General features: G+C 72.2%; 17 protein-coding genes. 8 read left to right on the top strand and 9 right to left on the bottom strand.

The features are described 5' to 3' along the window. Positions 1-3 precede the first annotated feature (3 nt). Positions 4-858 (bottom strand): 1,4-dihydroxy-2-naphthoyl-CoA synthase, encoded by an 855-nt coding sequence (gene menB / locus L107_RS06835; RefSeq protein ID WP_159817275.1) that lies wholly within the window; start codon positions 856-858, stop codon positions 4-6. Continuing rightward, complete coding sequence (gene menD, locus L107_RS06830; protein WP_159817273.1) at positions 855-2,687, bottom strand: 2-succinyl-5-enolpyruvyl-6-hydroxy-3-cyclohexene-1-carboxylic-acid synthase; 1,833 nt, start codon at positions 2,685-2,687, stop codon at positions 855-857. Before menD ends, menB begins: the two co-directional genes overlap by 4 nt. Before the next feature lie 53 nt (positions 2,688-2,740). Here menD and lepB point away from each other — a divergent pair, with 53 nt between their 5' ends. Together lepB and L107_RS06820 are read left to right on the top strand one after the other, a co-directional pair. Further along, entirely contained in the window at positions 2,741-3,364 is a 624-nt protein-coding gene (lepB, locus tag L107_RS06825; RefSeq protein WP_236550547.1) for a signal peptidase I, read from the top strand. A 49-nt stretch (positions 3,365-3,413) separates the two neighbouring features. Then, a complete protein-coding gene (locus L107_RS06820; RefSeq protein WP_015108028.1) occupies positions 3,414-3,773 on the top strand; it encodes a DUF760 domain-containing protein in 360 nt (119 codons plus the stop codon). 3 nt (positions 3,774-3,776) lie between these two features. Here L107_RS06820 and L107_RS06815 read toward each other — a convergent pair whose 3' ends face one another. The 6 genes from L107_RS06815 to L107_RS06790 all read right to left on the bottom strand — a co-directional run bounded on the left by L107_RS06815 (position 3,777) and on the right by L107_RS06790 (position 10,453). Beyond that, on the bottom strand, positions 3,777-4,967 hold the full coding sequence (locus tag L107_RS06815; protein WP_159817271.1) for a DUF4336 domain-containing protein: 1,191 nt from the start codon (positions 4,965-4,967) through the stop codon (positions 3,777-3,779). Next, positions 4,964-5,836 (bottom strand): metal ABC transporter permease, encoded by an 873-nt coding sequence (locus tag L107_RS06810; protein WP_159817269.1) that lies wholly within the window; start codon positions 5,834-5,836, stop codon positions 4,964-4,966. Before L107_RS06810 ends, L107_RS06815 begins: the two co-directional genes overlap by 4 nt. After that, the gene (locus tag L107_RS06805; RefSeq protein WP_236550546.1) at positions 5,833-6,636 is read right to left on the bottom strand and encodes a metal ABC transporter ATP-binding protein; all 804 of its coding nucleotides are present in this window, start codon (positions 6,634-6,636) and stop codon (positions 5,833-5,835) included. Before L107_RS06805 ends, L107_RS06810 begins: the two co-directional genes overlap by 4 nt. A gap of 4 nt (positions 6,637-6,640) precedes the next feature. Further along, the gene (locus L107_RS06800; protein WP_159817267.1) at positions 6,641-7,666 is read right to left on the bottom strand and encodes a metal ABC transporter substrate-binding protein; all 1,026 of its coding nucleotides are present in this window, start codon (positions 7,664-7,666) and stop codon (positions 6,641-6,643) included. 176 nt (positions 7,667-7,842) lie between these two features. Beyond that, entirely contained in the window at positions 7,843-8,919 is a 1,077-nt protein-coding gene (gene psbA, locus L107_RS06795) for a photosystem II q(b) protein (RefSeq protein WP_015108033.1), read from the bottom strand. Between the two features lie 157 nt (positions 8,920-9,076). Next, entirely contained in the window at positions 9,077-10,453 is a 1,377-nt protein-coding gene (locus L107_RS06790) for a YcjF family protein (RefSeq protein ID WP_159817265.1), read from the bottom strand. 138 nt (positions 10,454-10,591) lie between these two features. Between L107_RS06790 and L107_RS06785 the strand changes: the two genes are divergently transcribed. The 4 genes from L107_RS06785 to L107_RS06770 all read left to right on the top strand — a co-directional run bounded on the left by L107_RS06785 (position 10,592) and on the right by L107_RS06770 (position 13,767). After that, positions 10,592-11,194, top strand: a complete 603-nt coding sequence (locus L107_RS06785) for a hypothetical protein (protein ID WP_236550545.1) — start codon at positions 10,592-10,594, stop codon at positions 11,192-11,194. 15 nt (positions 11,195-11,209) lie between these two features. Beyond that, the gene (locus L107_RS06780) at positions 11,210-11,767 is read left to right on the top strand and encodes a hypothetical protein (protein WP_159817261.1); all 558 of its coding nucleotides are present in this window, start codon (positions 11,210-11,212) and stop codon (positions 11,765-11,767) included. Next, on the top strand, positions 11,764-12,801 hold the full coding sequence (gene trpS, locus L107_RS06775; RefSeq protein ID WP_159817259.1) for a tryptophan--tRNA ligase: 1,038 nt from the start codon (positions 11,764-11,766) through the stop codon (positions 12,799-12,801). Before L107_RS06780 ends, trpS begins: the two co-directional genes overlap by 4 nt. Positions 12,802-13,104: 303 nt before the next feature. Then, a complete protein-coding gene (locus L107_RS06770) occupies positions 13,105-13,767 on the top strand; it encodes a glycoside hydrolase family protein (protein ID WP_159817257.1) in 663 nt (220 codons plus the stop codon). A gap of 6 nt (positions 13,768-13,773) precedes the next feature. Here the strand turns inward: L107_RS06770 and L107_RS06765 are convergent, their stop codons facing one another. After that, positions 13,774-14,307, bottom strand: a complete 534-nt coding sequence (locus tag L107_RS06765; RefSeq protein WP_236550544.1) for a TM2 domain-containing protein — start codon at positions 14,305-14,307, stop codon at positions 13,774-13,776. A 118-nt stretch (positions 14,308-14,425) separates the two neighbouring features. Between L107_RS06765 and thrS the strand changes: the two genes are divergently transcribed. Then, on the top strand, positions 14,426-16,273 hold the full coding sequence (gene thrS / locus L107_RS06760; RefSeq protein ID WP_159817255.1) for a threonine--tRNA ligase: 1,848 nt from the start codon (positions 14,426-14,428) through the stop codon (positions 16,271-16,273). After that, positions 16,270-17,301, top strand: a complete 1,032-nt coding sequence (locus tag L107_RS06755; RefSeq protein WP_159817253.1) for a glucokinase — start codon at positions 16,270-16,272, stop codon at positions 17,299-17,301. Before thrS ends, L107_RS06755 begins: the two co-directional genes overlap by 4 nt. Positions 17,302-17,317: the final 16 nt, after the last annotated feature.

Here is a 17,317-nt window from a genome sequence, read left to right as displayed (position 1 = left end):
ACCTCAGGGCAGCCAGGGCGCCTCGGAAAAGTCCGGGTCCCGCTTCTCCAGGAAGGCGTTGCGCCCCTCCTGGCCCTCGCTGGTCCGGTAGAAGAGGTGGGTGGCCTGGCCCGCCAGCTCCTGGATCCCCGCCAGCCCATCGGTCTCGGCATTGAAGGCGGCCTTCAGGCAGCGGATCGCCGTGGGGCTGTGCTGCAGCACCTCCCGCGCCCAGGCCACCCCCTGGGGCTCCAGCTCCTCCAGGGGCACCACGGCGTTCACCAGCCCCATGGCCAGGGCCTGGCCGGCGTCGTAGCGGCGGCAGAGGAACCAGATCTCCCGGGCCTTGCGCTGGCCCACCACCCGGGCCAGGTAGCCGGCACCGAAGCCGCCGTCGAAGCTGCCCACCCGCGGTCCGGTCTGGCCGAAGACGGCGTTCTCGGCCGCCAGGCTCAGGTCGCAGAGCAGGTGCAGCACCTGGCCGCCGCCGATGGCGTAGCCGGCCACCAGGGCGATCACCACCTTGGGCAGGCTGCGGATGATCCGCTGCAGGTCAAGCACGTTGAGCCGCGGCAGCCCCGACGCATCGAGATAGCCGCCGTCGCCGCGCACGCTCTGGTCCCCGCCGGCGCAGAAGGCCCAGACGCCATCGGCGGCCGGCCCCTCGCCGGTGAACAGCACCACGCCGATGGAGGGGTCGTCCCGCACCCGGTTGAAGGCATCGCAGAGCTCCTGCACCGTGAGCGGCCGGAAGGCATTGCGCTTCTCGGGCCGGTTGATGCTGATCCGGGCGATCCCATCGCCGCTGGTCTCGAAGCGGATGTCGCTGTAGGTGCCGGCGCTGGTCCAGCGCGGCAAGGCTGGGGGAACGGGGGTCATGGGGAGGGGATCGGCCCGTTGGTGGCCAGAGGGTCGGCCAGATCTGCGGCCATTGTGCGCAGCCGCTGCCGCAGGGCCGCGTCCCGTCGCCGGTCGGTGGGCACCACCAGCAGGGCCAGCGGCTGGGCCAGGGCCCAGGCCAGGGCGCCCTCCAGGTCGTCCAGGTGCTCCAGCCGCCGGCCGGGGACCCCGTGCACCGCCGCCAGCGCCAGCGGGTCCACCGGCTGGGGCATGGCGAACAGGCGCTCGAAATCCAGCGCCGCCGCTGGCTGGGTGCGGATGGGCAGCTGCTCGAAGATGCCGCCGCCGCCGTTGTCGATCAGCACGACGGTGAGGCGGCCGCCCAGCTGCGGGCGCCACAGCCAGCCGTTGGCATCGTGCAGCAGGGCCAGATCGCCGCTCACCAGCACCAGGGCACCGAGGGCTTCGGCCAGGCCGCAGGCGCTCGAGAGGGTGCCGTCGATGCCGGAGGCCCCCCGGAAGCCGTGCATCGGCCGGGGCGGGGCGGCCGGGTCGGCGAAGCTCTCCCAGTCCCGCACGGGACTGCTGTTGGCCAGCATCAGGGGCAGCCCCGCCGGCAGCAGCCGGCTGAGATGGCGGGCCAGGGCCGGCTCCCCCTGTTCTCCGGCCAGTTCCCGCTCCAGCAGGGCCTGCACCGCCGCCTCCGCCCGCCGCCAGCCGTTCGCGAGCGCCAGGGAGGCGCCGGAGGCCTCGCCCGCCCCGGAGGCCGGCGGTTGCTCCGCCAGCCAGGCCGCCAGGCCGGCGCTCGCCTGGCCCCGCACCACGCCGAGGGGGTCGAGGCGGCGCCCGTCCCCTTCGCTCACCAGCACCTGGGGACCCCCCTGGGCCGCCAGCCAGCGCTGCAGCCGGCGGCTGGCCGGCAACGGGCCCAGGCGCAGCACCTGCCGATCCCCCCCGGGCGCCAGCCCGTCCCCACCGGAGGCCTCCGGAAGCATCAGGTCGTAGGCCGTCACCGTCTCCAGATCCGGCAGGCCCCGCAAGCCGGAGAGGGCATCGGCCAGCACCGGCCAGCCGCTGCGCCGCTGCCAGCGCCGCAGGGCCTCCACGTGGGCGGGCCAGGCCGCCGGGGCGCCGCGCCAGGGGCCGGCCACCACCACGCCAGGCCGGTCCGGATCCAGGGCCGTGCCGGCGCTGGCCTGGGACACAGGGTGCCCCGGGGCCGCCGTCGCCGGGGCCTCCGTCGCCGGGGGGGACGGCGCATCAGCCAGTGCGGCGGCCAGGCGGCTGAGATCCGCACCGTCCGCATGCAGGGGCTCGTCGAAGGGCAGGTTGAGGTGCACCGGCCCGGCGGATCGGCCGGCCCCATCGCCCCGGGCGGCGGCCAGGGCCTGGCGGGCCAGGTCGGCCAGCCCTGCGGGCTCCATGGCGGCCAGCCCCTGCGGATCGCCCTCGCCCAGCCAGCGGCAGCTGCCGGCCAGAAACACCTCCTGGTTGACGCTCTGGTTGGCGCCGCAGCCCTTGAGCCTGGCCGGTCGGTCGGCCGTGAGCAGCAGCAGGGGAACCGAGCCGAAGTCGGCCTCCACGGCGGCGGGCAGCAGGTTGGCCACCGCCGTGCCCGAGGTGGTGATCACGGCCGCCGGCTGGCCGCTGGCCCGGCCCAGGCCGAGGGCGAAGAAGGCGGCGGAGCGCTCGTCGATGGCGGTGTGCAGCCGCAGGCCCCCGGGCTCCAGCAGGGCGGCCGCCACCGCCAGGGGGGCCGACCGGCTGCCGGGGCAGAGCACCCCATGGGTCAGGCCGCCCCGGCGCAGCGCCCCCAGCAGCGTCAGGGCCGCCCGCACATTGGCCAGCGATGTCGGGGACCCGGCCAAGGGGGGCGCTCCGGTGTTCAGGATGGGGGAATCATCCTCACGGACGGTTTCCCATGGGCAGCGGCCCCGCCACGCCCACGCCCACGCCGCCGGGGTCGCCGTCGGCCCCTCCCGGTGGCGTCAGGGGCCTCGGGCAGCAGCTGCTCCGCCTGCTGCTGTGGGTGCTGGTGGCCCTGCTGCTGCGCTGGACGGTGGTGGAGCCCCGCTGGATCCCGTCGGGCTCGATGCTGCCCACCCTGCAGCTCCAGGACCGGGTCCTGGTGGAGAAGCTCAGCCCCCGCTTCGGGTCGGGGGTGAAGCCGGGCCGCATCGTCGTCTTCCATCCGCCCGCCGCCCTGCGGCAGGCGGGCTATGACCCCGGTGCGGCCCTGATCAAGCGGGTGGTGGCGGTGGCCGGCGATCGGGTGGAGGTGAAGGGCGGCCGTCTCTGGCGCAACGGCTCCCCCGCCGAGCCGGACTGGGCCCGTGAACCGATGGACTACGACCTGGCGCCCCTGCTGGTCCCCGCCGGCCAGGTGCTGGTGCTCGGGGACAACCGCAATGCCAGCCTGGATTCCCACCTCTGGGGCCCCCTGCCGGAAAGCGACCTGATCGGTACCGCCATCTGGCGCTACTGGCCTCCGGCCCGGTTCGGACCGGTTGGGTTCTCCCCTCCCCACGGGGGAGAAAGCACCTGAAAGCCTGCGTTAGGGTGCATGTCGTGTTGCAGAGCACACCGGAGGGGAAATGTTCAACCCGGAGTTCCTGACCGCCGACAACGAGGCGATCAGCGACAATTCGCTGATTCAGTACCTGCAGGAACAGTCTCCGGACGTGCTCCAGAGGGTGGCGCGCTCGGCCACCGGCGACATCCAGGACATCATCCGCCACAACGTCCAGGGTCTGCTGGGCATGCTCCCCGGTGAGCAGTTCGAAGTGAAGATCCAGGCCAGCCGCGACAATCTTGCCGGCCTGCTGGCCTCGGCGATGATGACCGGGTACTTCCTGCGCCAGATGGAGCAGCGCATGGAGCTGGAGACGGCCATGCTCGGCAGCGGCGGTTTCGAGGGGGGCCTCGACGACGACCCCGGTGAACTGGAGCTCTAGGCCTCAGCCGTCCCCTTCCCCCGGCACCAGCCCCAGCCCCACCAGGGTGCGGTCGATGCCCGCCAGGGTTTCCCAGGCTCCCTGATCAGGGGCCCACTCCCCCGTTTCGATCCGATCCGCCAGGGCCGCCAGCTCCTGGGCCGAGGTGGCCACGGGGGCATCGTGGTGGGCCGGCACCACCCAGCGCAGGTCCTTCAGGCCCGCCAGAAGCCGGATCCAGGCCACCAGGGCGGCCCGCTGGCGGGGGAACACCAGCCGCTCCAGCACCGCCGCCACCTGCAGGGTGCTGCGGCCCCCCGGAGCCAGGGCCTCAAAGTCGGCCTGCCAGCCGGGCTGCCACCGGAACGGGTAGAAGCCGAAGTGGGCGCGGGCGTCGCGGCAGCCCGGTGCCAGGCAATGGCGCAGCACTTCGCCGAGGGGGGGGATCACCAGGGGCCTGGGGCGCAGGTAGGTGGCGAACAGCACCAGCCGCCACCAGCCCCGGCGCCGCCCCTGGGGATCATCCCGCAGGGGCTCGTCTCCGCGCTCGCGGGCATGGAACAGCAGCGGCGTGGGATCGAGGTCGAACACCGCCGGCGGCTCCGGCGGGATCGCCACCAGGGCATCGGTGAGCAGCAGGCTGCCGCTGGCCCGATCGAAGCAGGCGACCTCCAGGAAGGTGCCCAGCCCCAGATCCAGGGGGCCCAGGGGCAGCCAGTCGAGCTGGTCGCCATGGGGCACCCCATCGCTGAGCAGCACCCGGGTGCGGCGGGCCGGAAATCCCAGCCAGGCGGGCGGCAGCGGCAGGGGGAAGCTCCACTGCTTCGGCGCCACCCACACCTGGGCGTCCGGGAAGGCCCGGGCCATGGCCGGCACCGGCAGCTTGTGCTCCAGCCCCGACGCGGTGGGCAGCACGATGGTGCACACCGGACCGTGGCGCTCCTCCAGGTCCCGCAGACGGGCGCGCACCTCGGCGGTGGGGGCCACCGGGGCGTAGAGCAGCAGCCCCTCCCGCACCCGCAGCACCAGCATGCGGATCGGCACCGCCACATACCAGACCCCCTGCAGCTGCTCGAAGCTCCAGAGGCGCCCGGCGACCAGCTCCCGCACCAGGGTGCGGCGCCGGCCGTAGGGGTAGAGGGGCAGCAGGGGCCACCAGGGCCAGCGCTGGTCCGCTGCCGGGACCGTGGCAGAGCCCGCGGCCGGCTCGCTCACGCGGACGGGAAACGGGAGGCCCGCGGCGAACGGCGCCGCTGGGCCAGCAGGCCATGGCGCGGCGCCAGCAGGAAGCACAGCAGGAACAGCAGCGTCTGCACCAGCACGATGCAGCCGGCGGTGGAGGCATCCATCCAGTAGCTCCAGTAGATCCCGGCCACGCTGGAGATCACGGCCGAGAGGATCGAGAGCCACACCATGCGGTCGAAGCGATCGGTGAGCAGGTAGGCGGTGGCCCCCGGCGTGACCAGCATCGCCACCACCAGGATGATGCCCACGGTCTGCAGGCCGGCCACCGCCGCCAACGAGAGCATCGACAGCAGCAGGTAATGCAGCACGCCGGTGTGGAGGCCGATGGAGCGGGCGTGGGTGGGATCGAAGCAGAACAGAATCAGGTCCTTGCGCAGCACCAGCAGCACGGTGAGCACCAGCACGCTGATCACCACCGTCTGGAGGATGTCGGAGGAGCTGATGCCCAGCACGTTGCCGAACAGGATGTGGGAGAGGTCGATGCTGCTGCGCACCTTGGAGATCAGCGTCAGGCCGAGGGCGAAGAAGCCGGTGAACACCAGCCCGATCACCGTGTCCTCCTTGATCCGCGTCATCTGCTTGATGTAGCCGATCAGGGCCACCGAGCCGACGCCGAAGACGAAGGCCCCCACCGCGAAGGGCAGGTTCAGGGCGTAGGCGATCACCACGCCCGGCATCACCGCATGGGACACGGCATCGCCCATCAGGGCCCAGCCCTTGAGCGTCATGTAGCAGGACAGCAGGCCACACACGCAGGAGACCAGCATGCTGACCAGCAGGGCCCGCACCATGAACTCCTGCTGGAGCGGTTCGATCAGCCAGGTGAGCAAGGCGGTCATGGCGCCGGGTGCGGGTCGGAATCGCCGGCGGGCTCCCCTTCCAGCCGCAGGCCGCCGAAGGTGAGGGCCAGGTTCTCGCTGGTGAACACCGAGGAGGTCTCGCCGTAGGCCAGCACGGTCTTGTTGATCAGCACCACCTGGTCGCAGAAGCTGGTGACGTGGGCCAGGTCGTGGGTGGAGATCATCAGGGTGCGCCCCTCACGCCGGAACTGCTCGAACAGCTCGATCATCAGTTTCTCGGTGCGGATGTCGACGCCGTTGAACGGCTCATCGAGCAGCATCACCGAGGCGCCCTGGGCCAGGGCCCGCGCCAGGAAGGCCCGTTTGCGCTGGCCGCCCGAGAGGGCGCCGATCTGGCGGTGGCGCAGCGGCCACAGGTCCACCCGCTCGAGCGCCTCATGCACCGCCGCCCGGTCGACCGGACGGGGGAGCCGCAGCAGGTTCATCGACCCGTAGCGGCCCATCATCACCACCTCCTGGACGTTGACCGGGAAGTTCCAGTCGACGCTCTCGGTCTGGGGGACGTAAGCCACCGCCCGGGCGCGGCGGGCCTGGCGCAGGGGCAGGCCATTGATGGCGATGCTGCCCGCCGAGGGGCGCACGAAGCCCATCAGGGCCTTGAACAGGGTGGATTTGCCGGCCCCGTTCATCCCCACCAGGGCGCAGATGGTGCCGGCATCGAGATGCAGGGAGGCCTCATGCACGGCCACCACCCCGTGGTAATCAACGCAGAGGTTGCGAACGGCGATGCGCTCGGTGATGCGCTCGTTGCCGGCGCAGGGGGTGGGGCGAGAGGGCATCGGTTCAGCTCCCCGCCAGACCCGCTTGCAGGGTCTCCACGTTATGACGCTGGAGTTCCAGCAGATTGGGCGCCGGACCGTCGGGCAGGGAGAGGGAATCCACGTGGAAGACCCCGCCGAAGCGGGCCCCCGACTGCCGGGCCACCTGCTGCTGCGGTTCGGCGCTGACCGTGCTCTCGCAGAACACCGCCGGCACCCGGCGTTCCTTCACCAGGGCGATCAGGCGGGCCATGCGCTGGGGGGTGACCTGGGACTCGGCGTTCACGGGCCACAGGTAGGCCTCGGTGAGGCCGTAGTCGTGGGCCAGGTAGGAGAAGGCCCCTTCGCAGGTGGCCAGAACCCGCTGGCCGGGGGGGATCCGGGCCAGGGAGGTCCGCAGCTCCCTGTCGAGGGCGTCCAGCTCGGCGCTGTAGCGCGCGGCGTTGCGCTGGAAGGTGGCGGCGCCGGCGGGGTCGAGCCGGGTGAGGGCGCGGCGGATGTTCTCCACATAGACCTTGGCCAGCCGGGGGGACATCCAGGCGTGGGGGTTCGGCTTGCCCTGGTAGGCGTCCCCGGCGATCGGCAGGGGCGTGATGCCCTCGGTGAGGGTCACGTGGGGCACGTCGGGGAGGCCGGCGTAGAAGCGCTGGGCCCAGCGCTCCAGGCCGAAGCCGTTCTCCAGCACGAGGTCGGCCCCCGAGGCCCGCTTCAGGTCGCTGGGGGTGGGCTCGTAGCCGTGGATCTCGGCCCCCAGCCGGGTGATCGATTCCACCCGCACCCGATCGCCGGCCACCTGGCGGGCCATGTCCGCCAGGATCGTGAAGGTGGTGAGCACCAGGGGGCGCTGGTCCGCAGCACCGGCGCTGTTGCTGGCCCCCGGGGCCGCCCCCGCCATCGACGGCGTGGGGGACGGGGCACCGCTCCGGGGCCCGGGGGTGCAGCCGCTGCTCAGCAGGGGAAGCACCATGGCGGCGGCCACCAGGGCCCGCTTCAGAGGGAGCCGCGGGGCCTTGTCGTGGGGGCCCTGGCCGTCATGGCGGTGCTGGGGCATGGGGACCGCTGGCGAGCAGAAAGCTTGGATTGAACATTCTGGCCGCCGCGGCCGTACTCCCACGGCCGGATGGCCGCCAAGGAAAAGCCCCCTCGACGTCCGCAGGGGACGGAGGGGGCTGGGGGTGGATCGGCGAGCGGCCCGAGGGCCGGAGCCGACCACGGATGCCGCAGGGATCAGCCGATCGCCGGAGCCTGCAGGGCCACGGGAACGGACTGGACGGTGGCCAGATCCAGGGGGAAGTTGTGGGCGTTGCGCTCGTGCATCACCTCAAAACCGAGGTTGGCACGGTTGAGCACGTCGGCCCAGGTGTTCACCACCCGGCCCTGGCTGTCGAGGACGGACTGGTTGAAGTTGAAGCCGTTCAGGTTGAACGCCATGGTGCTGATGCCCAGGGACGTGAACCAGATGCCGACCACGGGCCAGGCGGCCAGGAAGAAGTGGAGGCTGCGGCTGTTGTTGAAGGAGGCGTACTGGAAGATCAGGCGACCGAAGTAGCCGTGGGCGGCCACGATGTTGTAGGTCTCCTCTTCCTGGCCGAACTTGTAGCCGTAGTTCTGCGACTCACTTTCGGTGGTCTCACGCACCAGGGAGCTGGTGACGAGGGAGCCGTGCATGGCCGAGAACAGGGAGCCGCCGAAGACACCGGCCACACCCAGCATGTGGAAGGGGTGCATCAGGATGTTGTGCTCGGCCTGGAACACCAGCATGAAGTTGAAGGTGCCGCTGATGCCGAGGGGCATGCCGTCGGAGAAGGAGCCCTGGCCGAGGGGATAGATCAGGAACACCGCGAAGGCCGCCGAGAGGGGGGCCGAGTAGGCGACGCAGATCCAGGGGCGCATGCCCAGCCGGTAGGAGAGCTCCCACTGGCGTCCCATGTAGGCGGAGATGCCGATCAGGAAGTGGAAGACCACCAGCTGGTAGGGGCCACCGTTGTACAGCCACTCGTCGAGGCTGGCGGCTTCCCAGATGGGGTAGAAGTGCAGACCGATGGCGTTGCTGGAGGGGACAACGGCGCCGGAGATGATGTTGTTGCCGTACATCAGGGAGCCGGCGACCGGCTCACGGATGCCGTCGATGTCGACGGCGGGGGCCGCGATGAAGGCGACGACGTAGCAGATGGTGGCGGCCAGCAGGCAAGGGATCATCAGCACACCGAACCAACCGACATAGATGCGGTTGTTGGTGGAGGTGACCCAGGCGCAGAAGCTTTCCCAGCTTTCCGAGCGGCCGCTGCGAATGGCAGTGGTCATGGAAGTAAGACGGTAGGAAGAGGCAGTGATACCTCCACAAGGGAGGTCGATTCACATTAAGTAACCCCGAGGAAACCCCAACCGGGCAGCAATGAACCTTCAGGCAATCGGGTGGATTCGCAATGAATATTCATGAAGCAAGTTCATGAAATTTTCGTCACACCGCCGGCCCCAACTGCTGGCTGACCCAGGCAAAGCCCTGCTGCAGGAAGCCGGACCAGTCGAGCTTCTCCGCCTCGGCCGCCCGGGCCACCAGCAGGGGAGCCTCCCGTTTGATCCGCTCCAGGTCCGGGGCTTCGACGCCGGCGGAGAGGGCCAGCACATCGGCCATGGCATGGCTCACCACCCGCGTCAGATAGGCCGCGCTGAGGGCCTGGATGGCCCCGCCCACCACCCAGGTGGCGCCATGGAGACGCGCAGCGGCCAGCAGGGCCTGGCTGCTCCACTCCACCACCCCCAGCAACAGGGAGGCCTTGCCCAGTTCCATGGCGGCGGCCTTGAGCTGCTCCGCGCTCCACGGGCAGCCCCACAGGCGCGCCATCTCCTGCAGCATCAGGCCGTTGGCCGCCGCCAGCACCAGCAGATCCAGGGAGGGCAGGGGCGCGGCGAACACCCCCGCCGCCCCCATCCACTGGGTGCGCTGCTGCAGCTGGACCAGCCGTTGTCGCCGCAGCCGCTCCAGGTCGGCCTGCCAGCGCCGGTGCAGCGCCTCGATGCGCCGCAGGGGCGTCGCCCGGCGCAGGGACGGGCCCTCGGCCACCAGCCAGCGGGCCAGGGGCTGCAGGCTGGTGGCCAGGGCCTCGGGGCGGCCGTCCCACGGCAGCAGCCGGTCGGCGGCGGCGCCGGGCCACTGGGAGGCCAGTTCGGACGCCAGGACGGCCGGATCGCAGGGGGCCTCCGGCTGCACCAGCAACCAGAGGGGCTGGCTCGGGGGCACGGCCTCCAGCCAGCGCAGATCGGCGGCCCGCAGCGGGGTCACCAGGTGGAACAGCACCACGTCGGCGGCGGCGAAGCCCTCCGGCCACTGGCGCTCCCGGCTCACCGCCGGCAAGGCTTCGCCCCAGCGCAGGCTCAGGGCCAGCCGGCCGCGCAGGGCCGCCTGGAGCTGGGGGGCCCAGGCGGCGTCGGGGGCGACGCAGCCCACCAGGGCGAGCTGGAGGCCGGGCCGGGCCCCCTCCTGGCGCAGGGCGGCAAGGCCGGCGCGGCGCTGGATCTGGCCTTTGCCCGGCTCGCCCTCGGCCGGCTCCCCCTCCAGATGCTCAAACTGGAGCAGCAGCTCCTCGCAGCGCCGCATCCAGGCGTCGAAGCTGGCGGGCAGCCGGGGCGGTGCCAGGCGGGCGGGCCGCCGGCCCAGCCACCACCAGCCCGCCGCCACCCCGGCGAGCCCCACCAGACCCAGTCCCTCTCCGGGGAGAGCCCGCAGCAGCAGCTCGCCCCCGATCACCCCCCCGGTGAGCAGCAGGGCCTGCCGGCCCCAGCCGGTGGACAGCAGGGAGGCCAGGGCGGCAGGGCGCAGGGGGTCCGGGGACGTCACGGGCGGGTACCGGCGGCGATGCCTCTCTAGCTCAGAAGTGACGGGGCTCCCACCCCCGCGTCCACCTCCCTTGAGACACCGTCCCGGCAGACCCCCGACGGACGCACCATGATTCAGGTTGTCGTCCGGGTCCCCTCCGTGCCGTCTTCCGATGCCCGCTCCGGCCCGGCTGGGACGTCCGGCCCGGGTTCGACGTCATCCTCGGCTGCCACGGTTGATGGTCTGTTCCTGCTGGACCCCCACCGCGAGGAGCTGCGCCGTGCCCTGAAGGAGCTGGAGGCCAGTGACCACTGGCACGGCGGCCTGCCGGTGCTGCTGCTTGAGCGCTGCTGGCTGCGCCTCAGCCGGGTCCCGGTGGAGGGGCTCGCCTATCGCCTGCCGCCGGACTGCAGCCAGGAGGCCCCCGAGCTGCGCCGCTACCGGGAGCTGGTGGCCGCCGGCCACCCGGCCTGGGAGGCCGAACGGCTCTGCTGGGAGGACTTCGGTGCGGACGCCTGCCGGGAGGCGCTGCGGAAGTTCTGGGCCGCCCAGGAGCGGGGCACCCAGGGCTGGACGCTCGAGACCTACCTGGACCTGATCCAGCAGTACCGGCGGCGCTTCGCCGCCGGCGGCCCCCGTCCCGTGCCCCTGCTGGTGCTGGCACGGCGGGACCGCCAGGCCCGCCTGGGCAGGCACCGGCTGCTGTGGCTGGGTCCTGACGCCGCCGCCGGCCGGACGTCGATGCGCGACACTTGCCCCTGATTGCGGGCTGCGGCCATGGCGGACGACACCAACACCCCCCTTCCCGTGGCCTCCGGCCGCGGGGATGCCCCCGAGCGGGCTGGCCGATCGGGGCCGAACCGGGAGCCGGGTGGCTTCCGCATCCGCCTCAGTGACAACGAGATGCAGGCCGCCCGTGCCCTGCAGGAGGCCTTCGGCCTGCGCTCCACGGTCGCGGTGCTGGGTTTTTCCCTGCGCACCCTCGCCGACCAGCTGGAGAAGGGCCAGCTCGAGGCCCTGGTGGCCGAGCACCGGGCCCAGGCGGGCTCCCGCACCCCCGCTTCCCGGGGAGGGGAGCCCCGCCGCGGCGGTGGCGATGGCCAGCCCCGCCAGGGGGGCCGGGGCGGCCATGGGGCCCCCCGGATCGATCCCTTCGCCCGGCCCAGCCGGCCTGCGGCGCCCGTGGCGGTGATCGAAGCCGAAGCTCCGGCCGAATCCGGGGAGGCCGAGACCGGAGCCCAGGAGACCGTGGCGGCCTCGGACGCCGCCCCTGAGGCGGCCGAGGGGGCGGTGGCCCCCGCCGACAGCGAGGGCGACGCCACCCCGGAAGCGTGAGCGACAACGGCGCCGGGACGGTGCGGCCCCGGGTGCTCTCCGGCGTCCAGCCCACCGGGGCCCTGCATCTGGGTAACTGGCTGGGGGCGATCCGCAACTGGGTGGCCCTGCAGGACAGCCACGAGACCTTCTTCTGCGTGGTCGACCTGCACGCGATCACCGTGCCCCACGATCCCAGCCGCCTGGCGGAGGACACCCTCACCACGGCGGCCCTGTACCTGGCCTGCGGCATCGACCCGCAGCGCTCCACCGTGTTCGTGCAGAGCCACGTCAGCCAGCACAGCGAGCTCTGCTGGCTGCTCAACTGCGTCACGCCGCTCAACTGGCTGGAGCGGATGATCCAGTTCAAGGAGAAGGCGCTCAAGCAGGGCGACAACGTCTCCACCGGCCTGCTGGACTACCCGGTGCTGATGGCCGCGGACATCCTTCTCTATGACGCCGATCTGGTGCCGGTGGGGGACGACCAGAAGCAGCATCTGGAGCTGGCCCGCGACATCGCCCAGCAGCGCATCAACGCCCGCTACGCGCCGGATCCGGAGCACCCGGTCCTCAAGGTGCCCGAGCCCCTGATCCTCAAGGAGGGGGCCCGGGGGATGAGCCTCACCGACGGCCGCAGCAAGATGAGCAAGAGCGACCCGAACGAGGGCTCCCGCATCACCCTGCTGGACCCGCCCGAGGTCATCACCCGCAAGATCAAGCGGGCCAAGACCGACCCGGTCATGGGCCTGGAGTTCGGCAACCCTGAGCGGCCGGAGGCGGACAACCTGCTCGGCCTCTACGCCCTGCTCGCCGGTGTGGGCCGCGAGCGGGCGGCGGCGGACTGTGCCGCCATGGGCTGGGGCGCCTTCAAGCCCCTGCTGGCGGAGGCTGCGGTGGAGGCCCTGCGGCCCCTGCAGCAGCGGTACGCGGAGCTGCGCCGTGATCCCGGCCACCTCGAGACGGTCCTCAGGGACGGTCGGGAGCGGGCCTCGGCCGTGGCCGCCGCGACGCTGCAGCGGGTCCGGGTGGCCCTTGGTTTCCTGGCCCAGGATTGAACCGGAGTGCGGCTTCAGCGGCAAGGGTCGGGGGAGAAGCGCGAATCAATCGTTCTGTATTGATCACGACAACTGATCGTTCGTCCTGGCTGTACCCCGCCCTCCCGTCGGCCCGCTCGGGGCGACCGGCGACCCACAGTTGCCCGCCCCTCCCGGCCCCCAACTGAATGTTTCCTGAAATCGCACCGCCCGGTCCGGATTGGCCAGCACAGAGGGGCGCCGCCTGTCCAGTACGGGCGCCGGGGTCTCGCGTCCAGGCCCCGGGCCTGAGCAGGGTCATGGATCCCTGACGTCCGCCTGCCCTTGCGTCGCCCCCTGCCGCCGCCCCTGAAGCCGCTCCAGCGGGGACCGCTCACCCTGGTGCTGCTCCTGATGCTGCCGATGGTGCAACGCCCGGCCGTCCCCGTTGTCCCGCCGGCGGTCCGGCCCGCCGCCCCAACCGCTTCCCCGTCCGCCGCCCGGCCGGTGGTGGCGAGCGCCCCCGGCCCCTACGGGATCACCCCCGAGCGGCGCGCCCTGCTCAACACGATCCGCTACGCCGAGGGCACCTGGCTGGGCGGCAGCGACGTCGGCTACCGGGTGCTCTACGGCGGCGATCGCTTCGGCGACCTCAGCCGTCACCCCGACACCGTCGTGCGGCGCGGCTACGCCAGTGCCGCCGCCGGTGCCTACCAGTTTCTGCCCACCACCTGGGACCGGGCCGCCGACCGCCTCGGGCTGCGGGATTTCGGCCCCGCCAGCCAGGACCAGGCCGCCCTCCACCTGATCGAGCAGCGCGGCGCCCTGCGCAGCTTCGATCGCCATGGCCTGACGCCCGAGGTGCTGGCCCGGCTGGCCCCGGAATGGGCCTCCCTGCCGACCCTGGCTGGCGAGAGCCACTACGGCCAGCCGGTGAAGTGCCGCACGCAGCTGCAGCGCTTCTACCAGCGCGAACTGGAGCGGCAGCGGCGCCTCACCAGCGCCTGAGCGGCCTCACGGTTCCCGGTAGACCACCCGGCCCCGTTCGTCGTTGCCGACGTCGAGCAGGTGGTTGAGCAGCAGCCGCTCGATCTCGCCGCTCACCACGCTGCTGTTGGCCTGGGGGGGCAGCTGGAGCTCCAGCAGGGCGTCGTTGAGGGTGAAGCCGCCCTTGCCGGTGCGGCGGGCGAGCTGGAGCAGCTGGCGCTCGATCGGCGGATAGGCCGCCGTGTCCCGGCCCGCCAGCGCCTCCTCCAGCAGCAGCGACTGGTTGGCCTGGCGCACCATGTCGGGCAGCAGCACCAGATCCAGCAGCTGGCCGATGCCGCAGAGTCCGAAGGTGAGCAGCCAGAGGGTGCCGCTCAGGGGCTTGCGGTTGTAGAAGCGCGGCAGGCCGCACAGCCCCACCAGGCACGTGCACCACAGCAGGTAGCTGAGGGCGACGCTGCGCCGCTCGGCCGACCGGTACAGCCCCGCCCCCTCCGGGCCGGCGGGGGCTGGTCGCTGCGCGGCGCTCTGGACGGGTCCTGGCGTGGGTCGGGCGGCCATCACGGTGCTCAGCCCCTCCAACTTAGGGCCGCTGGACGGCGGCACCGGCCTTCGGGGCCGCCGCCGCCCGGGGGGCCATCGGTGGGCCTGGATACCATGCCTTCAACAGGTTGCCTCCATGACGTCCGCGCCCCCTTCGCCGGTACCACCGGCCTCCAGTCCGGCCGCCCCCGGCGCCGCCCCCTCCGATGGGGCCCCCATCGCGCTGCCGAAGACGAGCGAGAGCCCCCAGCTGCTGCGGATCCGCCACTCGATGAGCCACGTGCTCGCCATGGCGGTGCAGAAGCTCTTCCCCCGGGCGCAGGTCACCATCGGCCCCTGGACCGAGAACGGTTTCTACTACGACTTCGACAACCCGGACCCCTTCACCGAGGCGGATCTCAAGGCGATCCAGAAGGAGATGGGCAGGATCATTGCCCGCCGGTTGCCCCTGGAGCGCATCGAAGTGAGCCGCGAGGAGGCGGAGCGGCGGATCCGGGCCCAGAACGAGCCCTACAAGCTGGAGATCCTGGAGGGGCTCAGCGAGCCGATCACCCTCTACACCCTGGGCGACCAGTGGTGGGACCTCTGCGCCGGCCCCCACGTGGCCCACACCGGCGAGCTCCACCCCAAGGCCTTCGCCCTGGAAAGCGTGGCCGGGGCCTACTGGCGCGGTGATGAGAAGCGTGCCCAGCTGCAGCGCATCTACGGCACCGCCTGGGAGACTCCCGAGCAGCTGGCCGAATACCAGCGGCGCAAGCAGGAGGCCCTGCGCCGCGACCACCGCCGGCTCGGCACCGATCTGGATCTCTTCTCGATCGAGGAGGAGGCCGGCGCCGGCCTGGTGTTCTGGCACCCCCGCGGCGCCCGCATGCGGCTGCTGATCGAGGACTTCTGGCGCGCGGCCCACTTCGAGGACGGCTACGAGCTCCTCTACACCCCCCATGTGGCCGACCTCAGCCTCTGGAAGACCTCGGGCCACCTCGACTTCTACAGCGAGAGCATGTTCGGCCCGATGGCGGTGGACGAGCGGCAGTACCAGCTCAAGCCGATGAACTGCCCGTTCCACGTGCTCACCTTCGCCAGCCGGCTGCGCTCCTACCGGGAGCTGCCGATCCGCTGGGCCGAACTCGGCACCGTGTACCGCTACGAGCGGCCCGGGGTGATGCACGGGCTGATGCGGGTGCGGGGCTTCACCCAGGACGACGCCCATGTGTTCTGCCTGCCGGAGCAGATCTCCGATGAGATCCTGCGGGTGCTGAACCTCACCGAACGCATCCTCTCCACCTTCGATTTCCGCAGCTACGAGATCAACCTCTCCACCCGTCCGGAGAAGTCGATCGGCGAGGACGCGGTGTGGGAGCTGGCCACCGCCGGCCTGGTGGAGGCCCTGGAGCGCAAGGGCTGGGCCTACAAGCTGGATGAGGGGGGCGGCGCCTTCTACGGCCCGAAGATCGACCTCAAGATCGAGGACGCCATCGGCCGGATGTGGCAGTGCTCCACGATCCAGCTGGATTTCAACCTGCCGGAACGCTTCGACCTCCACTACGTGGCGGCCGACGGCAGCCGCTGCCGGCCGATCATGATCCACCGCGCCATCTTCGGCTCCCTGGAGCGCTTCTTCGGCGTGATGGTGGAGAACTACGCCGGTGATTTCCCCTTCTGGCTCGCCCCCGAGCAGGTGCGGCTGCTGCCCGTCACCGATGAGGCCCTCCCCTGGGCCGAAGAACTCCGGGGGCTGCTGGCGGCCGCCGGTATCCGCGCCGGCATCGACCACAGCGGCGACCGGCTCGGCAAGCTGATCCGCAACGGCGAGCAGATGAAGATCCCGGTGCTGGGGGTGATCGGTGCCCGGGAGGCCGAAACCCGCACGGTCAGCCTGCGCAGCCGCCGCCAGGGGGATCTCGGCAGCGTGACCGCCGATGCCCTGGTGGCCGCCGCCGCCGCCGCCAACGGCGGCCGGCTGGCCACCCTGGACCTGGCATGAGCCTCCTGCTGGCGGGCGACATCGGCGGCACCAAGACCCTGCTCAGCCTCTGGCGGCCGGGCGGGGAGCGGCCCGAGCTGGTGCTGGAGGAGCGGTTCGTCTCGGCGGACTGGCCGGACCTGGCCCCCATGGTGCGCCAGTTTCTGGCTGCCGCCGGGCCGGTGGCGGGCGGCGTGCCGGCGGCCGCCTGCTTCGCCGTGGCGGGCCCGGTGGAGGGGGGCCAGGCCCGGCTCACCAATCTCCCCTGGGTGCTCGACACCGAAGGCCTGGCCCGTGGCTGCGGCCTGCCCCAGGTGGAGCTGGTCAACGATTTCGCCGTGCTGATCTACGGCCTGCCCCATCTCGATGCCGACCAGACGGCCCCCGTGCGGGAGGGCCAGCGGGATCCACAGGCCCCGTTGCTGGTGCTGGGGGCCGGCACCGGCCTGGGGGTGGCCATGGGTCTGCCCACCGCCGGGGGCCTGCGGGCCCTCCCCAGCGAAGCGGCCCACGGGGAGTTCGCCCCCCGTACCGCGGCCGAATGGGAACTGAAGCAGTGGCTCAGGGCCGATCTGGCCCTGGAGCGGATCTCGATCGAGCGGGTGGTGAGCGGCACCGGCCTGGGCCACGTGGCCCGCTGGCTGCTCGAACGGCGCCACCCCGGCGGTGACCATCCCCTCAGCGGCCCCGCCCGGCTCTGGTGCGAGGCCGCCGACGGGCCGGACCGGGCCGACCTGCCAGCGGCGGTGGCCCTCGCCGCGTCCGCCGGTGATCCCCTGGCGGCCGAGGCCCTGGCGCTCTGGCTCGGGGCCTATGGCAGTGTCTGCGGGGATCTCGCCCTGGCCTGCCTGAGCCGCGGCGGTCTGTGGCTGGCGGGGGGCACGGCCGCCAAGCTGCTGGCCAGCCTGCGCTCCGAAGCCTTCCTGGAACCGTTTCTGAACAAGGGCCGGCTGCGTTCCACCCTGGAGCCGATGCCCATCACCGCCGTGGTGGATCCGGGCGTCGGCACCTTCAGTGCCGCCTGCCGGGCCCGGATGCTGCTGGGCTGAGTCCGGCACGCCCCCC

Source organism: Cyanobium sp. Copco_Reservoir_LC18 (genome assembly GCF_009834675.1).
Lineage (GTDB): Bacteria > Cyanobacteriota > Cyanobacteriia > PCC-6307 > Cyanobiaceae > Cyanobium > Cyanobium minutissimum.
This window is presented reverse-complemented; position numbering and strand designations above follow the sequence as displayed.

Excerpts from the sequence above, each read along its gene's own strand:
- menB (WP_159817275.1), bottom strand. The coding sequence starts at position 858 with ATGACCCCCGTTCCCCCAGCCTTGCCGCGCTGGACCAGCGCCGGCACC.
- lepB (WP_236550547.1), top strand. The coding sequence starts at position 2,741 with ATGGGCAGCGGCCCCGCCACGCCCACGCCCACGCCGCCGGGGTCGCCG.
- L107_RS06820 (WP_015108028.1), top strand. The coding sequence starts at position 3,414 with ATGTTCAACCCGGAGTTCCTGACCGCCGACAACGAGGCGATCAGCGAC.
- L107_RS06810 (WP_159817269.1), bottom strand. The coding sequence starts at position 5,836 with ATGACCGCCTTGCTCACCTGGCTGATCGAACCGCTCCAGCAGGAGTTC.
- L107_RS06805 (WP_236550546.1), bottom strand. The coding sequence starts at position 6,636 with ATGCCCTCTCGCCCCACCCCCTGCGCCGGCAACGAGCGCATCACCGAG.
- L107_RS06800 (WP_159817267.1), bottom strand. The coding sequence starts at position 7,666 with ATGCCCCAGCACCGCCATGACGGCCAGGGCCCCCACGACAAGGCCCCG.
- psbA (WP_015108033.1), bottom strand. The coding sequence starts at position 8,919 with ATGACCACTGCCATTCGCAGCGGCCGCTCGGAAAGCTGGGAAAGCTTC.
- L107_RS06780 (WP_159817261.1), top strand. The coding sequence starts at position 11,210 with ATGGCGGACGACACCAACACCCCCCTTCCCGTGGCCTCCGGCCGCGGG.
- L107_RS06765 (WP_236550544.1), bottom strand. The coding sequence starts at position 14,307 with ATGGCCGCCCGACCCACGCCAGGACCCGTCCAGAGCGCCGCGCAGCGA.
- thrS (WP_159817255.1), top strand. The coding sequence starts at position 14,426 with ATGACGTCCGCGCCCCCTTCGCCGGTACCACCGGCCTCCAGTCCGGCC.
- L107_RS06755 (WP_159817253.1), top strand. The coding sequence starts at position 16,270 with ATGAGCCTCCTGCTGGCGGGCGACATCGGCGGCACCAAGACCCTGCTC.